Annotated in this window: 18 protein-coding genes and 3 pseudogenes; 10 read left to right on the top strand and 11 right to left on the bottom strand. The window is 61.8% G+C overall.

The genetic code is table 11. The features are described from left to right. Positions 1-198 precede the first annotated feature (198 nt). On the top strand, positions 199-495 hold the full coding sequence (locus INT40_RS19160) for a transposase (protein WP_193096761.1): 297 nt from the start codon (positions 199-201) through the stop codon (positions 493-495). Here INT40_RS19160 and INT40_RS19155 read toward each other — a convergent pair. From INT40_RS19155 to INT40_RS19130, 6 genes are all read right to left on the bottom strand, one after another. After that, positions 479-1,549, bottom strand: coding sequence for an IS110 family transposase (locus tag INT40_RS19155; protein WP_193096768.1), 1,071 nt, complete (start codon positions 1,547-1,549; stop codon positions 479-481). The genes INT40_RS19160 and INT40_RS19155 overlap by 17 nt on opposite strands. 311 nt (positions 1,550-1,860) lie before the next feature. Continuing rightward, entirely contained in the window at positions 1,861-2,652 is a 792-nt protein-coding gene (locus INT40_RS19150; RefSeq protein ID WP_193096760.1) for a transposase family protein, read from the bottom strand. 428 nt (positions 2,653-3,080) lie between these two features. Next, positions 3,081-3,491 (bottom strand): hypothetical protein, encoded by a 411-nt coding sequence (locus tag INT40_RS19145; RefSeq protein ID WP_193096759.1) that lies wholly within the window; start codon positions 3,489-3,491, stop codon positions 3,081-3,083. A 96-nt stretch (positions 3,492-3,587) separates the two neighbouring features. Beyond that, on the bottom strand, positions 3,588-4,787 hold the full coding sequence (locus INT40_RS19140; RefSeq protein WP_193096758.1) for an oxygenase MpaB family protein: 1,200 nt from the start codon (positions 4,785-4,787) through the stop codon (positions 3,588-3,590). 296 nt (positions 4,788-5,083) lie between these two features. Next, positions 5,084-6,169 (bottom strand): IS110 family transposase, encoded by a 1,086-nt coding sequence (locus INT40_RS19135; RefSeq protein WP_193096757.1) that lies wholly within the window; start codon positions 6,167-6,169, stop codon positions 5,084-5,086. A gap of 434 nt (positions 6,170-6,603) precedes the next feature. Then, on the bottom strand, positions 6,604-6,924 hold the full coding sequence (locus INT40_RS19130; RefSeq protein WP_413463561.1) for a transposase: 321 nt from the start codon (positions 6,922-6,924) through the stop codon (positions 6,604-6,606). Positions 6,925-6,949: 25 nt separating this feature from the next. Here INT40_RS19130 and INT40_RS19125 point away from each other — a divergent pair. Beyond that, a pseudogene (locus INT40_RS19125) lies at positions 6,950-7,330 on the top strand (transposase); the annotation flags it as partial. A 367-nt stretch (positions 7,331-7,697) separates the two neighbouring features. On the opposite strand, the gene INT40_RS19120 reads toward INT40_RS19125, so the two are convergent. Both INT40_RS19120 and INT40_RS19115 read right to left on the bottom strand, forming a co-directional pair. After that, on the bottom strand, positions 7,698-8,336 hold the full coding sequence (locus tag INT40_RS19120) for a TetR/AcrR family transcriptional regulator (protein WP_193096756.1): 639 nt from the start codon (positions 8,334-8,336) through the stop codon (positions 7,698-7,700). 144 nt (positions 8,337-8,480) lie between these two features. Further along, the gene (locus INT40_RS19115; RefSeq protein ID WP_193096755.1) at positions 8,481-9,272 is read right to left on the bottom strand and encodes a transposase family protein; all 792 of its coding nucleotides are present in this window, start codon (positions 9,270-9,272) and stop codon (positions 8,481-8,483) included. A gap of 135 nt (positions 9,273-9,407) precedes the next feature. Here INT40_RS19115 and INT40_RS19110 point away from each other — a divergent pair. The 8 genes and pseudogenes from INT40_RS19110 to nhaA form a co-directional block, all read left to right on the top strand. Beyond that, positions 9,408-10,229, top strand: a pseudogene (locus INT40_RS19110) (IS1595 family transposase); the annotation flags it as partial. 680 nt (positions 10,230-10,909) lie between these two features. Continuing rightward, the gene (locus INT40_RS19105) at positions 10,910-11,746 is read left to right on the top strand and encodes an alpha/beta fold hydrolase (protein ID WP_193078707.1); all 837 of its coding nucleotides are present in this window, start codon (positions 10,910-10,912) and stop codon (positions 11,744-11,746) included. A gap of 73 nt (positions 11,747-11,819) precedes the next feature. After that, the gene (locus INT40_RS19100; RefSeq protein WP_193078706.1) at positions 11,820-12,407 is read left to right on the top strand and encodes a TetR/AcrR family transcriptional regulator; all 588 of its coding nucleotides are present in this window, start codon (positions 11,820-11,822) and stop codon (positions 12,405-12,407) included. 96 nt (positions 12,408-12,503) lie between these two features. Further along, complete coding sequence (locus INT40_RS19095) at positions 12,504-13,193, top strand: type 1 glutamine amidotransferase domain-containing protein (protein WP_193096753.1); 690 nt, start codon at positions 12,504-12,506, stop codon at positions 13,191-13,193. Positions 13,194-13,327: 134 nt separating this feature from the next. Then, positions 13,328-13,969, top strand: a complete 642-nt coding sequence (locus INT40_RS19090) for an NAD(P)-binding oxidoreductase (RefSeq protein WP_319022030.1) — start codon at positions 13,328-13,330, stop codon at positions 13,967-13,969. 174 nt (positions 13,970-14,143) lie between these two features. Continuing rightward, a complete protein-coding gene (locus INT40_RS19085; RefSeq protein ID WP_193096751.1) occupies positions 14,144-15,601 on the top strand; it encodes an NAD-dependent succinate-semialdehyde dehydrogenase in 1,458 nt (485 codons plus the stop codon). A gap of 193 nt (positions 15,602-15,794) precedes the next feature. Beyond that, on the top strand, positions 15,795-16,664 hold the full coding sequence (locus tag INT40_RS19080) for an SDR family oxidoreductase (RefSeq protein WP_193078702.1): 870 nt from the start codon (positions 15,795-15,797) through the stop codon (positions 16,662-16,664). A 403-nt stretch (positions 16,665-17,067) separates the two neighbouring features. Further along, on the top strand, positions 17,068-18,906 hold the full coding sequence (gene nhaA, locus INT40_RS19075; RefSeq protein ID WP_193096750.1) for a Na+/H+ antiporter NhaA: 1,839 nt from the start codon (positions 17,068-17,070) through the stop codon (positions 18,904-18,906). Positions 18,907-19,378: 472 nt separating this feature from the next. Here nhaA and INT40_RS19070 read toward each other — a convergent pair whose 3' ends face one another. The 3 genes and pseudogenes from INT40_RS19070 to INT40_RS20805 all read right to left on the bottom strand — a co-directional run. After that, complete coding sequence (locus INT40_RS19070) at positions 19,379-19,714, bottom strand: hypothetical protein (protein ID WP_193096749.1); 336 nt, start codon at positions 19,712-19,714, stop codon at positions 19,379-19,381. A gap of 138 nt (positions 19,715-19,852) precedes the next feature. Continuing rightward, complete coding sequence (locus INT40_RS19065) at positions 19,853-20,089, bottom strand: hypothetical protein (protein WP_193096748.1); 237 nt, start codon at positions 20,087-20,089, stop codon at positions 19,853-19,855. Positions 20,090-20,377: 288 nt separating this feature from the next. Further along, positions 20,378-20,654 (bottom strand): annotated as a pseudogene (locus INT40_RS20805) (hypothetical protein); the annotation flags it as partial.

Below are 20,654 nucleotides of genomic sequence, written 5' to 3'. Positions count from 1 at the left end.
ACTGTCCGACATCAGAACTGGAGGGACCTAATGCCTCAACAGACCCGCGAAAACATATCGATGCCTCACATAGATTTACCCTCAAAAGGGGTATCCATTTAGATGCCCAAAGTGCCAGGTAGGCTGATCTGAGCATCATAGACCCCCGCGCTGCGTCAACAGCCGGGGGTATGGACCACACCGTAGGAGGGTGCCGTCATGCTCGAGTCTACCGCCGCGAGCTTGCCCAGATCCGGCCAGGACTACCCGGCCGACCTCGTCCAGTTCCGTGCCTGGTTTCCCACTGACAACGCCTGCCGAGACTACATCGACTGGCTGCGCTGGCCCGCCGGGTTCGCCTGTCCACACTGCCAATCGACCAACGCCTTGGCCGAGGCAGCCGGATATCGGTGTCGATCATGCAAGAAACGCACTTCAACCACGGCGGGCACGATCTTCGATAAGACCCGCACACCGCTGACAGACTCTTCTATGTCTGTCAAGTCGCGTTCATAGCTGTTACTGAGGCGTTCAGTGTCCGGTAGGCCCGGCGGGCGAGATAGCGCTTGATGCAGCGGCGGATTTCCTTGTCGGTTTTGTGCTCGGCCCGTCGTTTCTCCACGTACTCACGGGTCTCGGCATCATAGGTCATCTTCGATATCGCGACCATGTGCAAGGCGCTGTTCAAGGTCCTGTCACCGCCGCGGTTCAGTCGGTGCCGGACTGTGTTCCCCGACGAGGCGGGGATGGGATTGACCCCCGCCAGACTAGCGAAGGCTGCCTCGTTGCGGACCCTGCCTTCGTGCGACCAGGCGGTGAGGCACCTCGCCGCGCTGATCGCCGCGAACCCCTTCTCATCCAGCAGCGGCGCGGCCTCGCTGGCCTTGACCAGTTCGTCGAGCTGCTTCTCGTTGGCCTGGAGCTGTTCGTCCAGATCCAGGACGTGTTTAGCCAGTCGGACGGCTTCAGACCGGGCGATTGACAGCGACAGCTCTTCCTCGCGGTCCCGCCACCGGGACACCTCTGAAATCTGGGTGGCACTGAGTTTCTTGCGGGCATCGAGGCCCAGATCGTTGGCCCGGACCAGGGCAGTCAGCGCGTTGACCGCCCGTGTGCGGTCCTTGCTCATTGAGTCTCGGGCGGTGACCAGGATGCGCACGCCCTGGCGGATCCCGTCATTGAGGCGGGGACGGCGCAGCTCCTGGACTGGTAGCCCCAGTGTGGCCGCGGCGATCTGGTGGGCGTCCAGGGCATCGGACTTGCCGACACCGCGACGCTTCCTGGCATCCATGCGTGGGGCTTCGGCGACCGGGTAGCCGTGGGTGGCCACGGTCCCGGCCAGGATCGCTCCGTAGGAGGCAGCACCCTCGATCACCCAGAGGGTGTCGGCATCGGCGTCGGTGCGGCGGGCGATCCAGGCCATGGCGCGGTTGATTCCGGCAGCGGTGGTGGGAAACTCCCGGGTATCGACCAGGGCCCCGGTTCCGGGTGCCAGGATGGCGTAGACGTGATTGCGGGCGTGAGTGTCGACTCCCACGACAAATGGGTGAGAATGCGCGACGATAGACATGGCGGTCACGAGTCCTTTCCAACGTGATGGACAGGTTTTCAACGGCCGTCACCGGCCGGTACCAGTCCGGGTAAGGGTCACATCGGAACAGCACTGTGATGAGTCACATCCCGTGGGTTGGACAATCTTCTGATCAAGCTACCGAAGTGGACCGGACAGGTACCGGCCGACCACCCCGATGAACAGACAAGTCCGTACAAAAGACACCCGAAGGTCAGTCTGGTTCTGAGTCATATCCATGGGGTGGAACGGCCAGTTCCCATCCTGCCAGCCAGTCCCAGACCAGCCACTACCAATACTCAGAGCGTTATTCAGCCAGCGAGTCGGTAGCACTCCAGGTTGACGATCACGTGGATGACTGTTGGTAGTTCGGCCAGGCTTTCGCGGTAGCCGGTCGCGAGGGTCTTCCACTGCTTGAGCAGCCCGATCGTCCGCTCGACCGGTGCCCGGAAGCTGGAGATGGCACGGTTGAACGCGATGTCCTCGGCAGTTCGCTCGACGTCTTTCACCTTCTTCAGCGGTGTCCAGTCGGTGTGTCGGCCGTAGGCGCTGTCGCCGAACACGGCCAGCTGCGGGTTCTCGTCGCTCGCGGCGCGGATCTGGTAGCCCCATCCCACCAGGTCCAGGGCCACCAAGTCGTGACGCCGGCCGGGTACGGGGTCCGAGACGTCGGCCAGGGTCCCGTCGGGCCAGGCAGCGACCTGCACGTTCAGGGCCTGCTTGCGGTGTTTCCCGTTGAAGTTCTCCTTGCCGGTGGCGGTGCGGTTCCCCGTCGGGATCGGGGTGCCGTCGATCAGGACGACGCCAGAGGCCAGCGCGTCGGCCAGCCGGGTGCGGTCCATCATCGTGACCATCCCCAGGACCGGCATCAAGTACCGGTAGACGCGCGAGACCGTGGGCTGGGAGACGCCGAACAGGTCGGCAGTGATCTGCTGGGCGAGGTTGTGCCGCACCATGATCAGGACCATCACCACCGCCTGGTCCAGCGGCATCTCGAAGTCGTACCGCTCCTGGTCGGGGTGAGTGGTGTGAACCTCGTGGACACGGTCGATCAGCTCGGCGATCTGGGCAGGAGACAGCCCGCAAGTAGAGTGGTACGGCATCGGTCCTTCGTTCGGCTTGATGGGGTCTCGACAACCACGATCAAACCGGACGCAAGGACCGTTGCGCTACCTGCCGAACCTTGACCCTGACCAGCAACGATGCAGGTCAGACCGTCACACCGTCATGGGCACCCCACCGCCGCTGAATAACGCTCTCAGCATTTCTGCGAGTCCCTACGATCTCCCTCATAGCCCGGGGCCAGCGGCTCGGGCTGCCTCACGTCGAGGCACAGGGTCTTGCAAGACAAAGCGTCCGTTCAGTTCACCAGCAATGATCCGAGAGAAAGCGGTAGTCATGCGGAATCCAGTCACATAGAGCGAGCGACAGATACCGAGGGGGTGCCCGAGCAGACCTGATGGCCCTGGTCTCGTGTCGAGTCCAAGAACCGAGAGAGGCGCCCCGGCTACGTGCCCGCCGCGGCCGGCGATCATCGGATGGGAAGCGTCGAGGCCGCTGAGGCGCCGCGCCGGGCGCCGACGATGCCCACGGTGGACGCGATCGCGGCGAGCACCCAGAGAATCGGGCCCGCCAAGCCTGGCCACAGCGGGGCGTAACCGGGCACGACGACGAAGGCGATGTAGGCGACGTCGAGCGTCGTCACCAGAATCAGGTTGATCCAGTAGCCGGTCCAAGAGTTGCGCCAGTTCATGGTCGCCCCGACGGCGACGGAGGCGAGAGCGCCCATCAGGATGTTCCAGGAATCCTGGAAGATGCGCGCCTGCACCATTCCCGGGTCCAGGGACTGCCCGAGCTGCAGGAGCTGGTAGGCAGCGGCGATGTGCACGAGCCCCCAGATCACATAGAAGATCGCCCCGATCCGGGCGGTGATGTGGTTCATGTCGATCCTTCCTCTGTTCGGACGATCCACAGCGGACCGTCGGCTGATCCGATCAGTCAGGACCCCCGGTATGCGTCGCACTCATACGGAACGCAGTCAGTCGGCTGCGCCGGTCTGTGCGTGCTGCTGGTAGGTAGGCCCGCCGGACACGCTGGCCGACCTGGCAGCCGCCTCCCGGGCAGCGATGTTCTCGTCGATGGCCAGCGTGGTGGCTTCGGTGCTGAAGGTTTGCCAGCGCCGGGCGTCCTTGTTCGCCAGCACGGTCAACGCGAGGAACGGGGACGCTGCCGAGTCGGGGATGCCGAGCTGCGCGGCGAGATCGTCGCCGAAGGTGCGCCGGAGGATGGCGTGGATGAGGTCGGTGAGTTCGGAACGCGACATGAGGGGCCTCGGCGCGGCGGCCAAGGCTCCGACTCGGGCGTCGATCATGGCGGCGGTCAAGGCGCGCGAGTTCTCGTCCGGTGCGCCGATGCTCATGTCGAGAAGGTGTGCCAGCTCCTCAGCGCTGTCGTGATCGGTAACGTCCTGATAGAAGCTCTCGTCCTCGAGCCCTAGCAGGTAGCCGATGTAATGCCAGTACTGATAAAGGGAGTTCTGCTCGGCCTTGGTCAACTCGATGCCGAGTGCCGCTATTGCACCGAAGCTTTTCAGGGTGAAGTCCAGCCATGTACGGGCAATATCAACCTGGTTGATCGGAATGCCCCACTCGGCTGCGTCCCACCCGCGTTTGAGGGCGCTGGATCGGATGCGCGCGTGCAGCAGTCGGACCTGGACGGTGGATTGGTACCCGGGTGCGCCACGCAGGAGCCCGCCGGGCATGGTGGCCTGCCCTGCCCACATGGCGGTCTCGGCCAGCCGTCGAGGAGCCATTGTCGTCAGTCTCCCGGTCTGGGTCAGCAGCCTGGCGATCGCGGGCGAGGAATAGGTGTGCACCAGGGCCGAGGTGATTGCCGACAATTCGAACCACAGCCCTGGGATCGATAGCGACGCGACCTCGCCGCGCGCGAGCATGCCGGGGTCAACCCAGGCAGGCAGGGTCTCCAGTTGCTCCAACAACGCGGTGATGGCGGGCGGGCGCTCCGTCAGGCCCGCCAGACCGTCGGCGAGGCCGGCGTTGAGCGCGTAGCGCCCCTCTTTGCCGAGCTCGTCCATCTCGAGGATGACCGCATCTGCTAGCGGGTCACCGACTGCAAGAAGTCGCACCATACGGTCGGCCTTGTCGCCGTGCCTTGCGCGCGCGTGGTCCAGGTTGAGCACCCGGCCAGGAACTTCCAAGCTATGAGGGGTATGTGTCACGATCGCACTCCGTTTCAGTGGTTGCCGGTTCTGAGGCTCCGCGCCTCTGAGTCATCTCAGACCATCAGCGGTCGCCATGATCTAGCGGTATCGCCAGTGGTCCTGCCCTCCACTCTACGCTGACTTGACTTCAAGTCAAGGCAGTTGTCGTGAACCTCCCGTGCGGCTCTGGGTGGTGGGTGCCCCGTTACCTTTTAAGTAGCCCCGAGATCCGTCAGGATAGAAGGGGTCGCTGGCCTGAGATTCCCGGCATGATTCATGCCCCCAGTCACCATGATCCGAATCTTCTATATCAGTCAATGCACCTCGGGACCGGTCTCAGTGCTGGCATGAAGTGCGTTGAGTCCTCGGTACAAGTGACGAGCGAGATAGCGCTTGAGGCACCGACGAATCTCTCGCGGAGTCTTGCCCTCCGTCGTTCGCCGGTCAACGTACTCCTGAGTGCCGGGATCGTGAGCCATCCTGACCACGACGGCCATATGCAGTGCACTATTGAGACGACGATCGCCACCACGGTTGAGCCGATGTCTGACAGTGTTTCCCGACGACGCTGGGATGGGATTGACTCCGGCAAGGGCAGCGAACGCAGCCTCGGAACGCACCCGCCCCGGATGCGACCAGACGGTGTAGACGACTGCAGCATTGACCGGTCCGATCCCGGTCTCTTCCAATAGCGCGGCAGCGGGCGTGGCCTTGAGCATTTCAGTGATGCGAACATGGTTGTCTTTGAGCTCGATATCGAGAGTCGTGATGCGTTTAGCCAAACGGGTGGCTTCGATTCGCGCCGTCGAGGCCGACAGCTCCTCACGACGCGTGCGCCAGTGGGCCACCGTCGTGATTTGGTCGGGCGTGAGTGTGTGACGAGCGTCGATATCGAGGTCGACGCTGCGCAAAAGCGCGATGAGCGCGTTGACTTTCGCAGTGCGTTCGTCGGTCATCTGTTCTCTGGCCGCGAGCAGGACACGCAGACTCGCTCGTGCTCCTTGATCGTGGCGTGGGATTCGCCACTTTGCTCGTTCAAGCGGCAGGCTGGCTGCTGCAATGGCAGCGGCATCCAGCGGGTCGGATTTACCGGCCCCTGACCGTGCCGGTGCATAGGCCGCGACTCTGGGTGCTTCGATGACTTCGTATCCGTCTCGTGCGACGGTACCGGCCAGCAGTGCTCCATAGCTTCCGGTGCCTTCGATGACCCATAAGCTGGCGAGGTCGCCACCAGTTCGGCGGGCAGCCCACGCGATGGCACGAGAACGTCCCGGTCCCGTGTTCGGAAACGAGGCCGTGTCAATGTGTTCGCCGCTGGCGGTGAGCACGGCATAAGTGTGAGTCCGGGCGTGTGTGTCGACGCCGATGACGAAGGGATAAGAATGAGCGACGGTAGTCATTGTGACCGATGGTCCTTTCCTGACGAACGGGCAGATACGTTCGACCGCGTCACGGCCGACGTCGGCCCGAGTAGAAGTCACTCCGAGGCAATCCTGTAATGGGCCACAGCCACGTGGGCTGGGCAATCTTCTGATCAAGCCGTCGGCGTGGACAGGGTCGGTGTCGACCGCCTGCTTCGAAGCCGGACAATTCGGATCCAAGGCCCACCAAAGGCCGAGGGGGTGTTGGATCACAGCTGCGAAGAGGCGGCCTACACCAAGCTGCCAGCTAGTCCCAGACCAGCTAGATCTAGTCTTACAGGGGGGTGCCCCTATGTTTTTCGTCAAGGGGTCTGACGAACTCTCTCGGATTTTCTCGACCCATGCCTTCGGGCAGGATCGAGCAGCCCGGGACTGGCCGTCTTCGACCCGGGCTGGCCTCAAGGACAGCAGTCTCAGGCCGCGGTGGCCTCCATTGGTGCGTGGAAATAGGTGCCATCGCGCAGCATCGCGAACAACACATTGCATCGCCGTCTGGCCAGAGCGATCAGCGCCTGATTGTGCTTCTTGTGCTCAGCACGTTTCCGGTCGTAATACGCTCTCGATAACGGGTCCTTCAATGCTGCGAATGCCGACAGGAATAGCGCCCGTTTGAGTACTTTGTTCCCGCGGTGTGAGGAGTGATCACCACGGATCGACGTCCCCGATCTCCACGTCACCGGCGCCAACCCCGCATAGGAGGCCAGGTGCCCGGCGGTAGCGAAGTCCTTGCCCACGACCTCGGTCAGTATCCTCGCGGTTGTCCTGACGTCGATGCCGGCAGTCGGCGTCAGGACCACGGCGAGGATTCTGACTGAAGTCGTGGGTAAGGACTTCGAGTCTGCCGGACACCTGGCATCGTATGCCGGTCTGGCACCGGTGACCTGGCGATCAGGGACCTCGATTCGGGGTGATCATTCCTCCCGTCGGGGCAACAAGATCCTCAAAAGGGCCTTGTTCTTGTCCGCTTTCGCGGCGTTGAAGGACCCACTGTCGAGGGCGTATTACGACAAGAAGCGTGCCGAGCATAAGAAGCACAATCAGGCGTTGATCGCGTTGGCACGAAGGCGATGCAACGTGTTGTACGCGATGCTGCGCGACGGCACCTACTTCCACTCGCCCGAGGTCGTGACTGCAGCATAGACCGTCCGCAGTGAAGTGCCTGATCAGTCTGGGAGACAATTCCTGGACCGATCATTCCTGCCCTGTTGGCATCAGTAAGAAATATTGAAGAATCTGACAGTTACCCCTTGACGAAAAACATAGGGGCACCCCCCGCATCGGGGGTCGTGCCAGGGTCAGATGACGGGTGTCGGAGAGCTGTTCCACGGTCGTCGCGCGGATGTCGAGCACGCGTCGGCGGGGGGTCGTCGGCTGCGCTCGCCACGAACCCCTCGAACAGGAATAGCACGCCACATATTTCAGGCACGGAGTGAAGAGTGGCGAGGAAATGTATTACTGGAGTGTCGAGGTTCGCGAAGTATTCGGTTGCACTCGAAACGGTGCGCCGTTAGGCGGTCACACTGAGTTCCTCGACGATAGGACCGATTTCCGGGTGGACCGTTTGTACGGACCGAAGTGCAGCTACCGTGGCGGTGTAGATGAGCTGTTCGAGTTCCGCGATATCGAGGTCGCGGTCATGAGTGAGCCAATCGAGCGTCGCCTCGTCGAGCATTCCGCTCAGCCCCTGGACGGCGATGCGCAGCATGGCCGGTGGTTCAGGTTTCATACCGAGGATGTCACAGGCGAATTCGGCTGCGGCGCGACGGGCGCGCTCGTACAGCGCATCGACCTCCGGGTCGTTGGCGCCCGCCTGCATCATAGCGAGCACGGTGTGGAAGTGGTCGCGTCGGTACTCGATCTGCCGCCGGTAGAGCCCTCGGATGCGCTGTTCCCTTGTGTTCTCATTGTCGCGTCGTTTGTGTAGTTCCACGATGCCATCCAGTGCCTGCTCCAGCACGGCGAGGTATACGCCACGTTTTCCCTTGAAATGGTATGAGAGGAGTCCGTGTGCGACGCCTGCCTCCTTGGCGATCTCGCTGATGTAGACGTCGTTGTAGGACTTGCGGGCGAAGAGCTCAGAAGCGCTGGCGACGAGTGCCTCCCGGCTTTGTCCTCGGGGTGGCGAAGTCCGTCGATCGGAGCTCATTGAAATCTGCCTCTCCTTGCGTCCGTGCCCAATCGCCCCGCCGCGGTACGGTACGGGAAACCGGCGCCCTCGATGGCGGCCTTAACCGTACCACTCGGCCGGAGGGAGGTTGCGGTTCCGATCACGATGATCTCAGAGCGTTATTCACGTGGCTTGGCGGTAGAACTCAAGGTTGGTGATCATGTGGATCACGCTTGGGAGTTCGGCCAGCCGGCCGCGGTAGCCGGTCGAGAGGATCTTCCACTGCTTGAGGTGGGCGATGGCGCGTTCGACGGCGGCGCGCATGGACGAGATCTTGCGGTTCCAGTCACGATCTTCCTCGGTACGCTCGACTCCCTTCTTCTTGCGGCGTGGCGTCAGCTTCGTGTGCTTGCTGTAGGCGGTATCGGCGAACACGGCCAGCAGCGGGTTGTCCTCGCGTGCCGCGGTGATCTGTTCTGCCCAGCCGACTTCCTCCAGGGCGCGTGAGTCGTGCCGTGATCCTCTGGTCGGATCCGAGACCGCGACCAGGTCGCCGCCCAGGCGGGCGGCGACCTGCACGCCCAGGGCCTGCTTGCGGTGCTTGGCGTTCCAGTTCGTCGTCCCGGTCCCTGTGCGGTTCCCGGTCGGGATCGGCGCACCGTCGATCAGCACGACGCCACGGTCGAGGGCTTCGACCAGGTGCTTGCGGTCCATCGCTGTGACCTGCCCGATCAACGGGATCAGGTACCGCCAGATCCGCGAGACCGTCGGCTGGGAGATCCCGTGCAGGTCGGCGGTCAGCTGCTGGGCCAGGTTGTGCCGCGCCTTGATCAGCACCATCGTCACCGCCTTGGCGAACGGCATCGTGAAGTCGTACCGCTCACCGGGAGGCCGGGCGGTCTGGACCTGCCACATACGGGAGATCGGCTCGGCGCACTGGGCAGGGGCCAGCCCGGTAGTAGCGTTGTAGGGCATGGGTCCTTCGCTCGGCTTGGTTGTGTCTCGACAACCCGATCAAACCGGACGTAAGGGCCCATGCGCCACTTACCCGATCTTGACCCTGACCAGCAACGACGCAGGCCAGAGCACTACCCGCTCACGATCGCGCCCGACCCGGTGAATAACGCTCTCACAGTCTGGTTCGAAGCCGCATGGCTGATCACGACCGGCAAGAACGGTGTCTCAGCAGCCCACTTGCACCGAATGTTGCCGATCAGCTCCTACCAGACCGCGTGGACGATGCTGGCGAAACTACGCACCGCGATGCGCCCGGGACTGACCCGCCCATTGACCGGACGAGTCGAAGTCGATGAGACCTTCATCGGTGGCCCACGGCCGGGGAAGGTCGGGCGCGGAGCTGCTGGTAAGACTCTCGTCGCCGGTGCCATCGAGGTCACCGACACCGGGTGGGGACGGGCCCGGCTGGCAGGCATCACCGATGCGTCTGCGACATCATTGAAGGACTTCGTGACCACGCATATCGACAAGGCTGCGACAGTGATCTCGGACGGGTGGCGATCGTATCCGCCTGCGCTGAGCGGCTACGACCACGAGCCTGTCAACGTCTCTGCGACGGGCAGACCGGCTCATGAGGTGTTACCGGCGGTGCATCGGCTCTTCGCGCTGATCAAGCGGATGCTCGAGGGCACCTATCAGGGATCGGGGACAGCCGAGCACCTGCCGGAGTACCTCGACGAATTCGTGTTCCGATTCAACCGACGCAACAGCCGTGATCGAGGCATGGTCTTCATCCGGCTACTGCAGCAGGCTGTGCTGGCTGATCGGGTGACCTACCGTGAACTCGTCCGCGTGCCTGCACCGAAGCAGAACAGTCCTCGTGGGGTTGCCGGCCCGCGGCGCCAGCCGGGATCTTTGGATGCGAGCCCGGTGCTACGGCCCTGGCGTACGGGCGACCAGGACATGGGCATCTAAATGGATACCCCTTACCCTCAAAAACTATCCCGTCTTGACCCTGACACCTTTACGGGCATCCGGCAGTTCTGACGGGAACGACGCGAGGTATAACTGCTCGGTATTCTCCCGCGACACGCCAAAAGGCGATAGTAACCGGGCGATCTCAGCAACGATCTCCGACGGGTGGAGCCCACTGCGATACGCCCTCATGTCCTCGACCGGCTTCGGGGCGACTACCTTGGCATCGAGGAGTCAGTCGAACGGGATCTTCGGATCATCATAGACTCGTCTCCTCCACCCGTTACTCGTCGACCCATGCCCTGTGGGTTTAATCGCTAGCATCAGCTAGTTGACTCGATCATTGACCAATCGCCATCACCGCTCGAGGGCTCGTCTCTCCAGGTCAGTTTCGCAACGGTGGTAGAACCCGTACTTTCGGAGAACGTGGTTGCACTTCTTCGAAGCTCTCTTGTATTCCCTGACTTACTTCGTGGTGGTCTCGGCCCCAGCGGCCATCGACAGTTAGCTCCTCTGCCTTCCGAAGGCCCACCATTTCGCGGGCAAACATAGGCGATGTTCCGAGGGTGGCAGCCGGGCCATTTATCTGAATTTTACTGAGGGGTTGTATGCAGTAGACCGGTCGTATATAGTTGCTAACGGAAAACGGTAACCATCAAACCCAAGAAAGAGTAGGCATCATGGGACGCATCAAGGTTGGCAAGGAAAACAGCACAGACATCGAACTGCACTACGAAGACAAGGGAACCGGGCAGCCCGTCGTCCTCATCCACGGCTACCCACTGGACGGCAACTCCTGGGAAGGCCAGATCCCAGCCCTGCTGGCCGCCGGCCACCGGGTCATCACCTATGACCGACGCGGCTTTGGCAAGTCCAGCCAGCCCTCTACCGGCTACGACTACGACACATTTGCCGCCGACCTGCACACCGTCATGGAGACTCTCGACCTGCGCGACACAGTCCTGGTCGGCTTCTCAATGGGCACCGGTGAAGTCGCCCGCTACCTGTCCACCCACGGTTCCGGGCGTGTCACCAAGGCCGCCTTCCTCGCCTCACTGGAGCCGTATCTGGCCATCACCGACGACAACCCCGACGGTGCCGCCCCGTTCACATTCTTTGAAGGCGTCTCCGAGGCAGCGAAAAAGGACCGCTACTCCTTCTTCACCGGCTTCTACAACGACTTCTTCAATCTCGACGAGAACCTGGGCACCCGGGTGAGCGAAGAGGCCGTGCGCAACGCTTGGAACGTAGCCGCCGACGCAGGTCCGATCGCCTCGGCCGCCGCCCCGCTGACCTGGCCCACTGACTTCCGGGCGGACATCCCCCGAATCGACGTGCCCACCCTGATCGTGCACGGCACGGCCGACCGGACACTGCCAATCGATGCCACCGCCCGGCGCTTCACCAAGGCTCTGCCCACCGCCAAATACGTCGAGATCGACGGTGCCCCACACGGCCTGCTCACCACCCACACCACCGAGGTCAACGAGATCCTCCTGGACTTCCTTGGCCAGTGACCCACACGGGCCGGCATAATTGACACGCGAAACCAACTAATCAACTGCACTATTGAACGATCTGATGAGAAACATGCCAGCAATCCAAGGCGACACCCGCCGCAGCATTCTCGACGCTGGCCAGAGGATCATGTCCCGCAAGGGATTCTCTGCGGTGGGCATCAGCGAAGTCCTCGCTGCAGTCGGCGTGCCGAAAGGCTCGTTCTACCACTTCTTCGGCTCCAAGGAAGCCTTCGGCGAGGCGATGATGCGCGCCTACTTCACCGACTACCTAGCGGAGATGGACCGTATCCTCGCCGAGCCGGGCCTGACCTCGGCACAGCGGCTGATGAACTACTGGCAGAACTGGCGCGAGACGCAGAGTCTCGACAACTGCCAGGGCAAGTGTCTTGCCGTCAAGCTCGGCGCGGAGGTCTCAGACCTGTCGGAACTGATGCGCCTCGCACTGAAGGAAGGCACCACCGCCATCGTCGACCGCCTGGAACGGACTATTACAATCGGCCTGAAAGACGGATCGATCTCCGTCGATACCACCGCCCGTGACACCGCACAGGTCCTGTACGACATGTGGCTCGGAGCCAGCGTCATGGCCAAGATCCACCGCGACATCGGCCCACTGGACACCACGATCAAGGTCACCCGTCAACTCCTGCACCTATAAGACCTGAACCGACCCGCACTCACCGACCAATCGGTGTCGTCATTCCGATCGATCGCCTCGATCGAGACGATCGGCCCACTAAAACAGGAAGAAATCATGAGAATCGTTATTGTCCTTACTTCGCACGACCAGCTCGGCTCGACCGGTCGTCCGACCGGCTTCTGGCTCGAGGAACTTGCCGCGCCCTACTACCGGTTCAAGGACTCCGGCGTCGACGTCGTACTCGCTTCCCCCAAAGGCGGCAGACCGCCGATTGACCCGAAGAGCAACGAGCCCGACTTCCAGACCGATGAAACCCGCCGATTCGAGTCCGATCCGGAAGCTGTGGCTGCCCTCGCCAATACAACTCGCCTCGACACCGTGTCCGCCGACGACTTCGACACCGTCTTCTACGCCGGCGGCCACGGACCACTGTGGGACCTGGCCGAAGATCCCGACTCCGTCCGGCTCATCGAGGCCACCTTGGGCGCAGGCAAGCCGTTGGCCCTTGTCTGTCACGCCCCGGGCGTGTTACGCCACGCCACAAATCCTGACGGCACGCCTTTGGTCCGGGGTCGGCGCGTGACCGGGTTCACCAACGGCGAGGAAGCTGGCGTCGGCCTGACCGAAATCGTCCCCTTCCTCGTCGAGGACAAGCTGATACAACTCGGTGCCGAGTACTCAAAAGTTGATGACTGGCAACCCTACGTCATTGCCGACGGACTACTCATCACCGGTCAGAATCCGGCCTCCTCCGGCCCCGCGGCCGACGTCCTCATCAAAGAGACAAACAAAACCCGCGCGTAGTCAACGACCTAACAATCATCGCCGGGTCACAATGACCAGGAACCGCGCCGGGCACGCGATAGTGCGTGCCCGGCCCATCGCCTGATAGAGAGAGCATCACGATGAACAAAAGTGACGTAACTAAGGTTTTTATTGTGGGAATCGCTGGCGGCGTCGGGAGCCGCCTAGCCCGTCTGCTGACTGCCGCCGGTGACCGAGTTGATGGCCTTTATCGCCGTCACGAACAGGGTGAAAGCCTCAAGGCCGACGGCATCAACGCTACTTACGGCGATCTGGCCGAACTCGACGCCTCTGCCTTCGCCGATCTGCTGAACGACACCGACGTCTTGGTCTTCGCTGCCGGTGCCGGCGGCAAAGGTGGAACCCGCGCAGTCAGCGCCATCGATGGAGCCGGCCTCACCACCGCAATCGAGGCAGCCCACCTCTCTGGCGTCCGGCGTTTGGTGCTCGTCTCCGTCTTCCCCGAGGCCTGGCGCGGCCTCGAAGTCTCCGACACCTTCGAACACTACATCGACGTTAAAAAGAAGGCAGACGCGACCCTCGCCGCAACTGACCTCGACTGGATTATCCTGCGCCCCGCCGCCCTCACCGACGACACGGGCAGCGGTCGAATCAGCCTGGCCCCCGCATTGGTTCACACTCAGATCGCCCGTGACGATGTCGCCGCGACCCTCGCCGAGCTCGTACACGCCCCACAAATCCGCCGAGAGGTTCTCGAACTTGCTCAAGGCCCGGACACGATCAGAGACGCCGTCAGTCGCCAAACACTTAGCTGACAGTCGGGCCCTTCGTGTCTCGACTTCGTCGTTCTTCTCCGGGACCGTTGTAGTGATAATGAGAGCCCGCAAAGACTCACGGTTTCCTCGATCTGCACTTCCGGTCGGCCAGCCGACACAGTCATATACCTATCCATAACCAGGTACGTATCCATAACCAAGGGAGGTCCAGTCGTGGACATCACACCGATCATCGACAAGCTCAACACCGGACTGTTCATCAATGGCCAGTGGCGCGATGCCGAGGATGGAAAAACAGTAGAGGTTCGCAATCCTGCGACTGGTGACCTCATCACCACGGTCGCCGACGCTTCCGCGGCCGATGCCGAAGAGGCCATCAAGGTCGCTGGTGACACCCAGGCTTCATGGGCCGCCACCCCACCACGCGAACGCGCCGAGATCCTCCGCCGCGCTTTCGAACTGCTCATCGAACGCTCCGACGACATCGCTGCCGTCATGACCGCCGAGATGGGCAAGCCCTTCGCCGAGTCCAAGGGCGAGGTCACCTATGGCGCAGAGTTCTTCCGCTGGTTCTCCGAAGAGGCCGTGCGCGTCGGCGGCGAATACACTCAGTCCACCGATGGCAAGACCCGCGTCATGGTCTCGCGTGAACCGGTCGGGCCCTGCATCCTCATCACTCCGTGGAACTTCCCTTTGGCAATGGGCACCCGCAAGATCGGTCCGGCCATCGCCGCTGGCTGCACCATGGTGTTCAAGCCGGCGAAGCTGACCCCGCTGACCTCCCTCATGCTCGTCGACGTGCTCATCGAGGCCGGCCTGCCTGCCGGTGTCCTCAATGTCGTCACCTCCGATTCGGCCCGTCGCGTGGTCACCCCGTGGATGGAGTCCGGAATCGCCCGCAAGGTCACCTTCACCGGCTCCACCGAGGTGGGCGTCGGTCTGATCAAGCAGGCTGCCGACAATGTCATGAAGACTTCGATGGAGCTGGGCGGAAACGCTCCGTTCGTCGTTTGCGAGGACGCCGACATCGACAAGGCCGTCACCGGTGCTGTCCAGGCGAAGATGCGCAACGGCGGCGAGGCCTGCACTTCGGCGAACCGCTTGTTCGTCCATTCCTCGGTCGCCGAGGAATTTTCGACCAGGCTGGCCGAGCGCATCGGTTCGATGAAGGTCGGCAACGGCCTCGACGAGGGCACCGAGGTGGGCCCGCTGGTCGATCAGGATGCCCTGGACAAGGTCGCCGGCCTTGTCGATGATGCTGTGTCCAAGGGTGCGAAGGTCCTCACTGGCGGTTCGAAGATCGATGGCAAGGGATTCTTCTACAGCCCGACCGTCATGACCGAGGTGCCGCAGGACTCGGAGATCCGGACCACCGAGATCTTCGGACCTGTCGCTCCCATCGTCACGTTCGACACCGACGAAGAGGGCATGGCGCTGGCCAACGAGACAGAGTTCGGTCTGGCCGGTTACCTGTTCAGCGAGAATGTCGAGCGGGCGCTGAACCTGGCCGACAAAATGGAGGTCGGCATGGTCGGCCTCAACACCGGTCTGGTCTCCAATCCCGCTGCTCCGTTCGGTGGCGTGAAGAAGTCCGGGCTCGGTCGTGAAGGCGGACGTGTGGGCATCGAGGAGTTCCTCGAAATCAAGGGCGTGGCTCTACCTCGCGCCTGAGACAGCGTTGTGCCCAGGCGACAACATACGGATTCCTACAGGTGGCCACTGCCAGCGCCGCGACGCTATAGGTCGGAAGATGCGAGCGTTTAGCATAGAGGATCTGTTGCCGTGCTATTAAGCCCTCATCCATTACATACGACTATCCATAGGGTAAAAATGTACCCAATCAACTAACTACCTAAGGGCCCGCATGACTCGCACTTGGTTCATCACCGGCACGTCCTCCGGCTTCGGCCGCCACCTCACCGAACAACTCCTCGCCCGGAATGACAGGGTCGCCGCCACTGCGCGTCGCCCGGAGGCCCTCGACGACCTGGCGGCCCTTCACGGCGACCGGCTCTGGCGTGCCCAGCTGGATGTCACCGACACCACAACACTGCGCGAGGTCGTAGATCGTGCGTTCGCCGACCTCGAGCAAATTGACTTTGTCGTCTCTAACGCCGGCTACGGACTCTTCGGAGCGGCCGAAGAACTCTCCGACGAGCAAATCGACCGGCAGATCACCACCAACCTCACCGCCTCCATCCAGCTGGCCCGCGCCGCCACCCCGCACTTGCGTCGACAGGGTGGCGGACGCTTTGTCCAGATCGCTAGCATCGGTGGCCAGGTCGCCCTCCCCGCCATGAGCCTCTACCACGCCACCAAATGGGGCATCGAAGGGTTCTGGGAATCAGCCGCATCCGAACTCGCCCCCTTCAACATCGGCGTGACGCTTGTCGAACCCGGCGTAGCTCGCACCGACTTCGGCGGAGCTAGCTCTGTCCTCGGCGCGCCGCTGCCGGCCTACAATGAGGGCCCCTCGGGACAACTGCGCCGCATGCTCTCCGGCGAACTTCCCCCACTTCCAGCTCCCGGAGACCCCGCAAAGATCGCAGCAGCCATCATCGCCTCCGCCGACCGCACCGAAGCACCGTTGCGTTTGACGCTCGGCTCCGATGCCTACGCCTTGGCCACCACAGCCCTGCGCAGCCGTCTAGAAGCTCTGGAAGCCGGACGGACTCTTGCCCACTCCACCGACGCCGATGACCTCGGGCCCACCTCCAGCTCCCCCGGCAGCTGAAAAGAACTTAGTATGTTCAACTTCACCGGAAAGACCGCTCTCGTCACCGGAGCCTCCGGCGCCCTGCGCCACGATATCCACCGGCTTCGACCTAGCCCCGGGCCAAGACCACTACCCCACGGACTGGCTTCGCCAAGTTGGCCACCAAGCTCGACCTCTCAATGCTGGTCAGTACAGCTAGCTCCCGCGCCCACCTCTCGCTCATTCCGGCAGCCACCACGTCGCCTCCGTGGATCACACGACGAAGCCGCACACTGATCGGACAGATACAAATACCAGACTGGGAATGAAAAAGCCTTGTGGTCCTACCCCTCCGGGACCGCTGGAAAATCGGTTCTGAACTGTTGACCAGGACCGACGATCCAACCAATTCCACACCCCTTCGCCATAAGGAGCTTCAGTCATGACTGAAGGTAAACCTGCCTCCCCGAACACGAAACGACGCACGGCCGGCAGCAGTCCGGAGCTTGTCTCAGCCATTCTGCTGCTCGTAGTCACTGCGATTGCGATCGTGTGGACGAATTCGCCATTCGGCAGCACCTACGAAGAAATCTGGTCAACAATCCTCGCGATCAACCTCGGCCCGTGGCAGTTCGCCATCACTCTCGAACACGTCGTCAGCGACGGATTGATGGCGATCTTCTTCTTCACGGTCGGTCTCGAGGTCAAACGTGAGCTCTCCGTCGGCGAACTGACCGAGAAATCACGAGCGATCGTCCCGGTAGCCGCAGCGATCGCTGGTCTGATCGTTCCGGCCGGCATCTTTCTCCTCCTCAATGCGGGCACGTTAGCCGCCCATGCGTGGGGCGCGGTGATCTCCACTGACACGGCATTCCTCGTCGGAGCGCTCATCCTCATCCGACCGCAGCATCCGGCACGGCTGAGGATTTTCATACTTACTCTTGCCGTCGTCGACGACATTGGGGCTCTCATCGTCATCGCACTCTTCTACTCTGACGACCTCGAGGCAGTTCCGCTGTTAGTTGCGTTCGTTCTGCTCATCCTCGTCTTCCTCACCCGATTCCTTCCGCCTTCGGTACGCGGAGCTCTCTACGCCATGCTTGGCCTTGGTGTCTGGGTCTGCTTCGACTCCGCTGGTGTCCACCCCACTCTGGCCGGAGTCGCGATCGCACTCATCATCCCGGTAGTGACTCCGCGACGAGCCGATGTCGAACAGGTTGTCGAGAGAACGCGCTCGTTCCGCCAATCGCCGAGCTCAGACTACGCAGTCGAGGTCAATCGCGCGCTTCGCCAGTCAATCTCGATCAATGATCGCCTGCAGACTGCATTCCGGCCATGGACCGGTTTCGTCGTCCTCCCACTCTTCGCCCTTGCCAACGCCGGAGTACGGCTTGACGCTCAGACTCTGTCCGACGCGATGACGTCGCGTCTGACCTGGGGAATAGTTGCCGGACTCGTCATTGGCAAACTCGTCGGCATCGTCTTCGTCACGGCTGTCCTCGACCGAACCGGCACCGGGAAGCTCGCACCCGGCCTCGGCCTGAGCCGAGTGGCCGGCGGCGCGATGCTGTGCGGCATCGGATTCACCATATCGCTGCTCATCGTCGGCATCGCCATCGAGGACCCCGAACTGCAGAACCAGGCACGCGTCGGCGTCCTGCTCGCGTCGGTGCTCGCCTTCGGCTTGGGGTGGCTTCTGCTGAGCGGGCTCGATCATTTCCGGCCCACTCATCCTGTGGGTGCGAAGCTCAACCGCCCGTTCGATCCGGAGCGTGATCACTTTGTCGGGCCCACCGACGCCCCGCTAACTCTTGTTGAGTATGGCGACTTCGAATGCCCGTTCTGTGCCCGGGCAACCGGGACGATCGACGAGGTTCGAGAACATTTCGGAGACGAACTCCTCTGGGTCTGGAGACACTTTCCCCTCACCGCGGTTCACCCTCACGCGCAACTGGCTGCACTCGCAGGAGAGGCCGCGTCCAGGCAGGGAAAGATGCTCGAATACAGCGCCCTGCTCTTCGAAAACCAGGATCGACTCGACCACAACAGCCTCCTGTCTTACGCGCAACGACTGGGGCTCGACATTGACCGATTCGAGCTCGACCTCAACTCACCGAAGATCGAACGGCGCGTTCAGGACGACGCCGAAGACGTCTACGAATTGGACCTGTCTGGCACTCCTACCTTTTTCGTCAACGGCAAACGACACCATGGTCCATGGGACTCGAAGTCCCTCATCGCTAGCCTCGAGGAGAATCAGACTCGTGACGCTCAGCAATGAGTGCCAAGGAAACTCTGCGAGTCTGGACGCGTAAGCGCAAGGACTCCGGCAAGGCCACGCCGGCGAAGCCCGCAGACCTAGAGGACGAGAATCGCAGGTTGCGGGCTGCGTCGGCCGAAGCGAGCACGCCAACCATATCCTCCGCCAAGCGCCAGCCTTCTTCGCGACAGAGCCCGACCGCCCACCAACAGCCGTCGGCTGTACCGATGACGATCACATTACGAGTTCGGAGCCGAGCCAATCGAGCGCACCCTGTCGGGACTGCTGCACAAACGCTGTGAGCTCGAATTACGTCTACACGAACCTACAAAGAAGCGTGTGCGGCGACGCGTGCCCGTCGGGCTGCTGGCTGACCTTATAATCGTCATCCCTGCCAGGATCTCTGACATCGAGAAGCACCGACGCCCGCTTCCTACCATCCCACTTGCTTCTTGAGATGACTGAGATAGCAACGAAGCGTCCTTTCCGGAATTTACAGGTCTAGCAACCCCTCAGCTTTTACAGCAAGCACAGTCCTCCGGAACAGCTCGTCGAGATTGAGGTCAGAGCGACTGCCATCGAGCGCGTCCATCTGCTCCTCGACTAATCGGTGGACTTCAGGGTCCAAACTGTCGAATGCGTTGTACTTTCGCCGGCTCCTGCCATCGACGAGGCCGAAGAGCCCACCATTCGACTCATCTCTGTAGGCAGATATCCAGTTCTTGAGCGTCTTGACAGGGGCTGGACCAATACGTGCCCGGCCGAGTTTTTCAGCTTTGCGCCGTCGTTCACGATTGACGACGTACTCACGTTGAAGACGCTCTGACATCCTCTCAACCTTGAACTGACTGGAATGTTTCTCGCTCGGGGCGAAGGGCCACGTCGGCTCTCCTTCGCGTGCGAGCGCGCTGTGGCCTCTCGAGTAGCCCGTCAGGATCTCTTACACAATCTCTTGTCGATCCAGAGCCTACTCTCTTGTGTTGAGGCTGAGGCCTTCCAACTCCACCGACACGGAATAGGTGACGGCGTCGACGCGTCCTTTAAAGACCTGTCGCGCGCCCTCGATTTCCCACCAATCAACTTCCTCAACACGTTGATCGACTCCGCGCAGAGCCACCGACAAGGGCGAGAGCCCCACGACAACTTTCGGTCCCGATGGAGTGAGTACTGATGCTCCCTTGAACAGCGCGGTAGAGACACTCAAGAGGACACCTCATCCCAGCTAATCGATGTATTCCGCGTCCACCGTTGGTTCAAGTCAATAGCAATCTGACCAGTCCAGATCAAATGCCACATCGATGCTGTCAAATGGCGACCACGATCGTCAGCATCCATCACGTCCCCAATGACGGCGCCATCCAGAACAACCGATCGCACGAGATCATTCGTTGTCGATAACCATTCTGGACAACGCCGAGCACCAGATAACCATCGATGGTTCAACGATGCGCGAGCGGAGTGCCCTGCAAAAATCTGAAAGTGCCACCCGATGTCAGCGCAAGCCCGAGCGGCACGTCGAGAGGCTGCCAAAATCGATCGTCCTGTCGATTTTCGGCGCGGGCATCCACACAGTGATTTCGCCTTTGGAATCAACCCACAGTAGATCCGGGACATGTACAAGACCATCGAGCCACGTCAGCCTCAACGGTTGAGCCACGAGACATCTCATCTCAGGCAAGCGGTCAAGTGTCAACATCAATTCGAACTTAAGCCCTGCGGCCGTATGGTTTTGTGAGACAGGTTTTAAGGAGCACTCACAAACATGACCA

Source organism: Brevibacterium sp. FME17, assembly GCF_014897515.1.
Lineage (GTDB): Bacteria > Actinomycetota > Actinomycetes > Actinomycetales > Brevibacteriaceae > Brevibacterium.
Note: the sequence above shows the minus strand (reverse complement) of the source record. Positions and strands in the feature narration are given on the sequence as shown.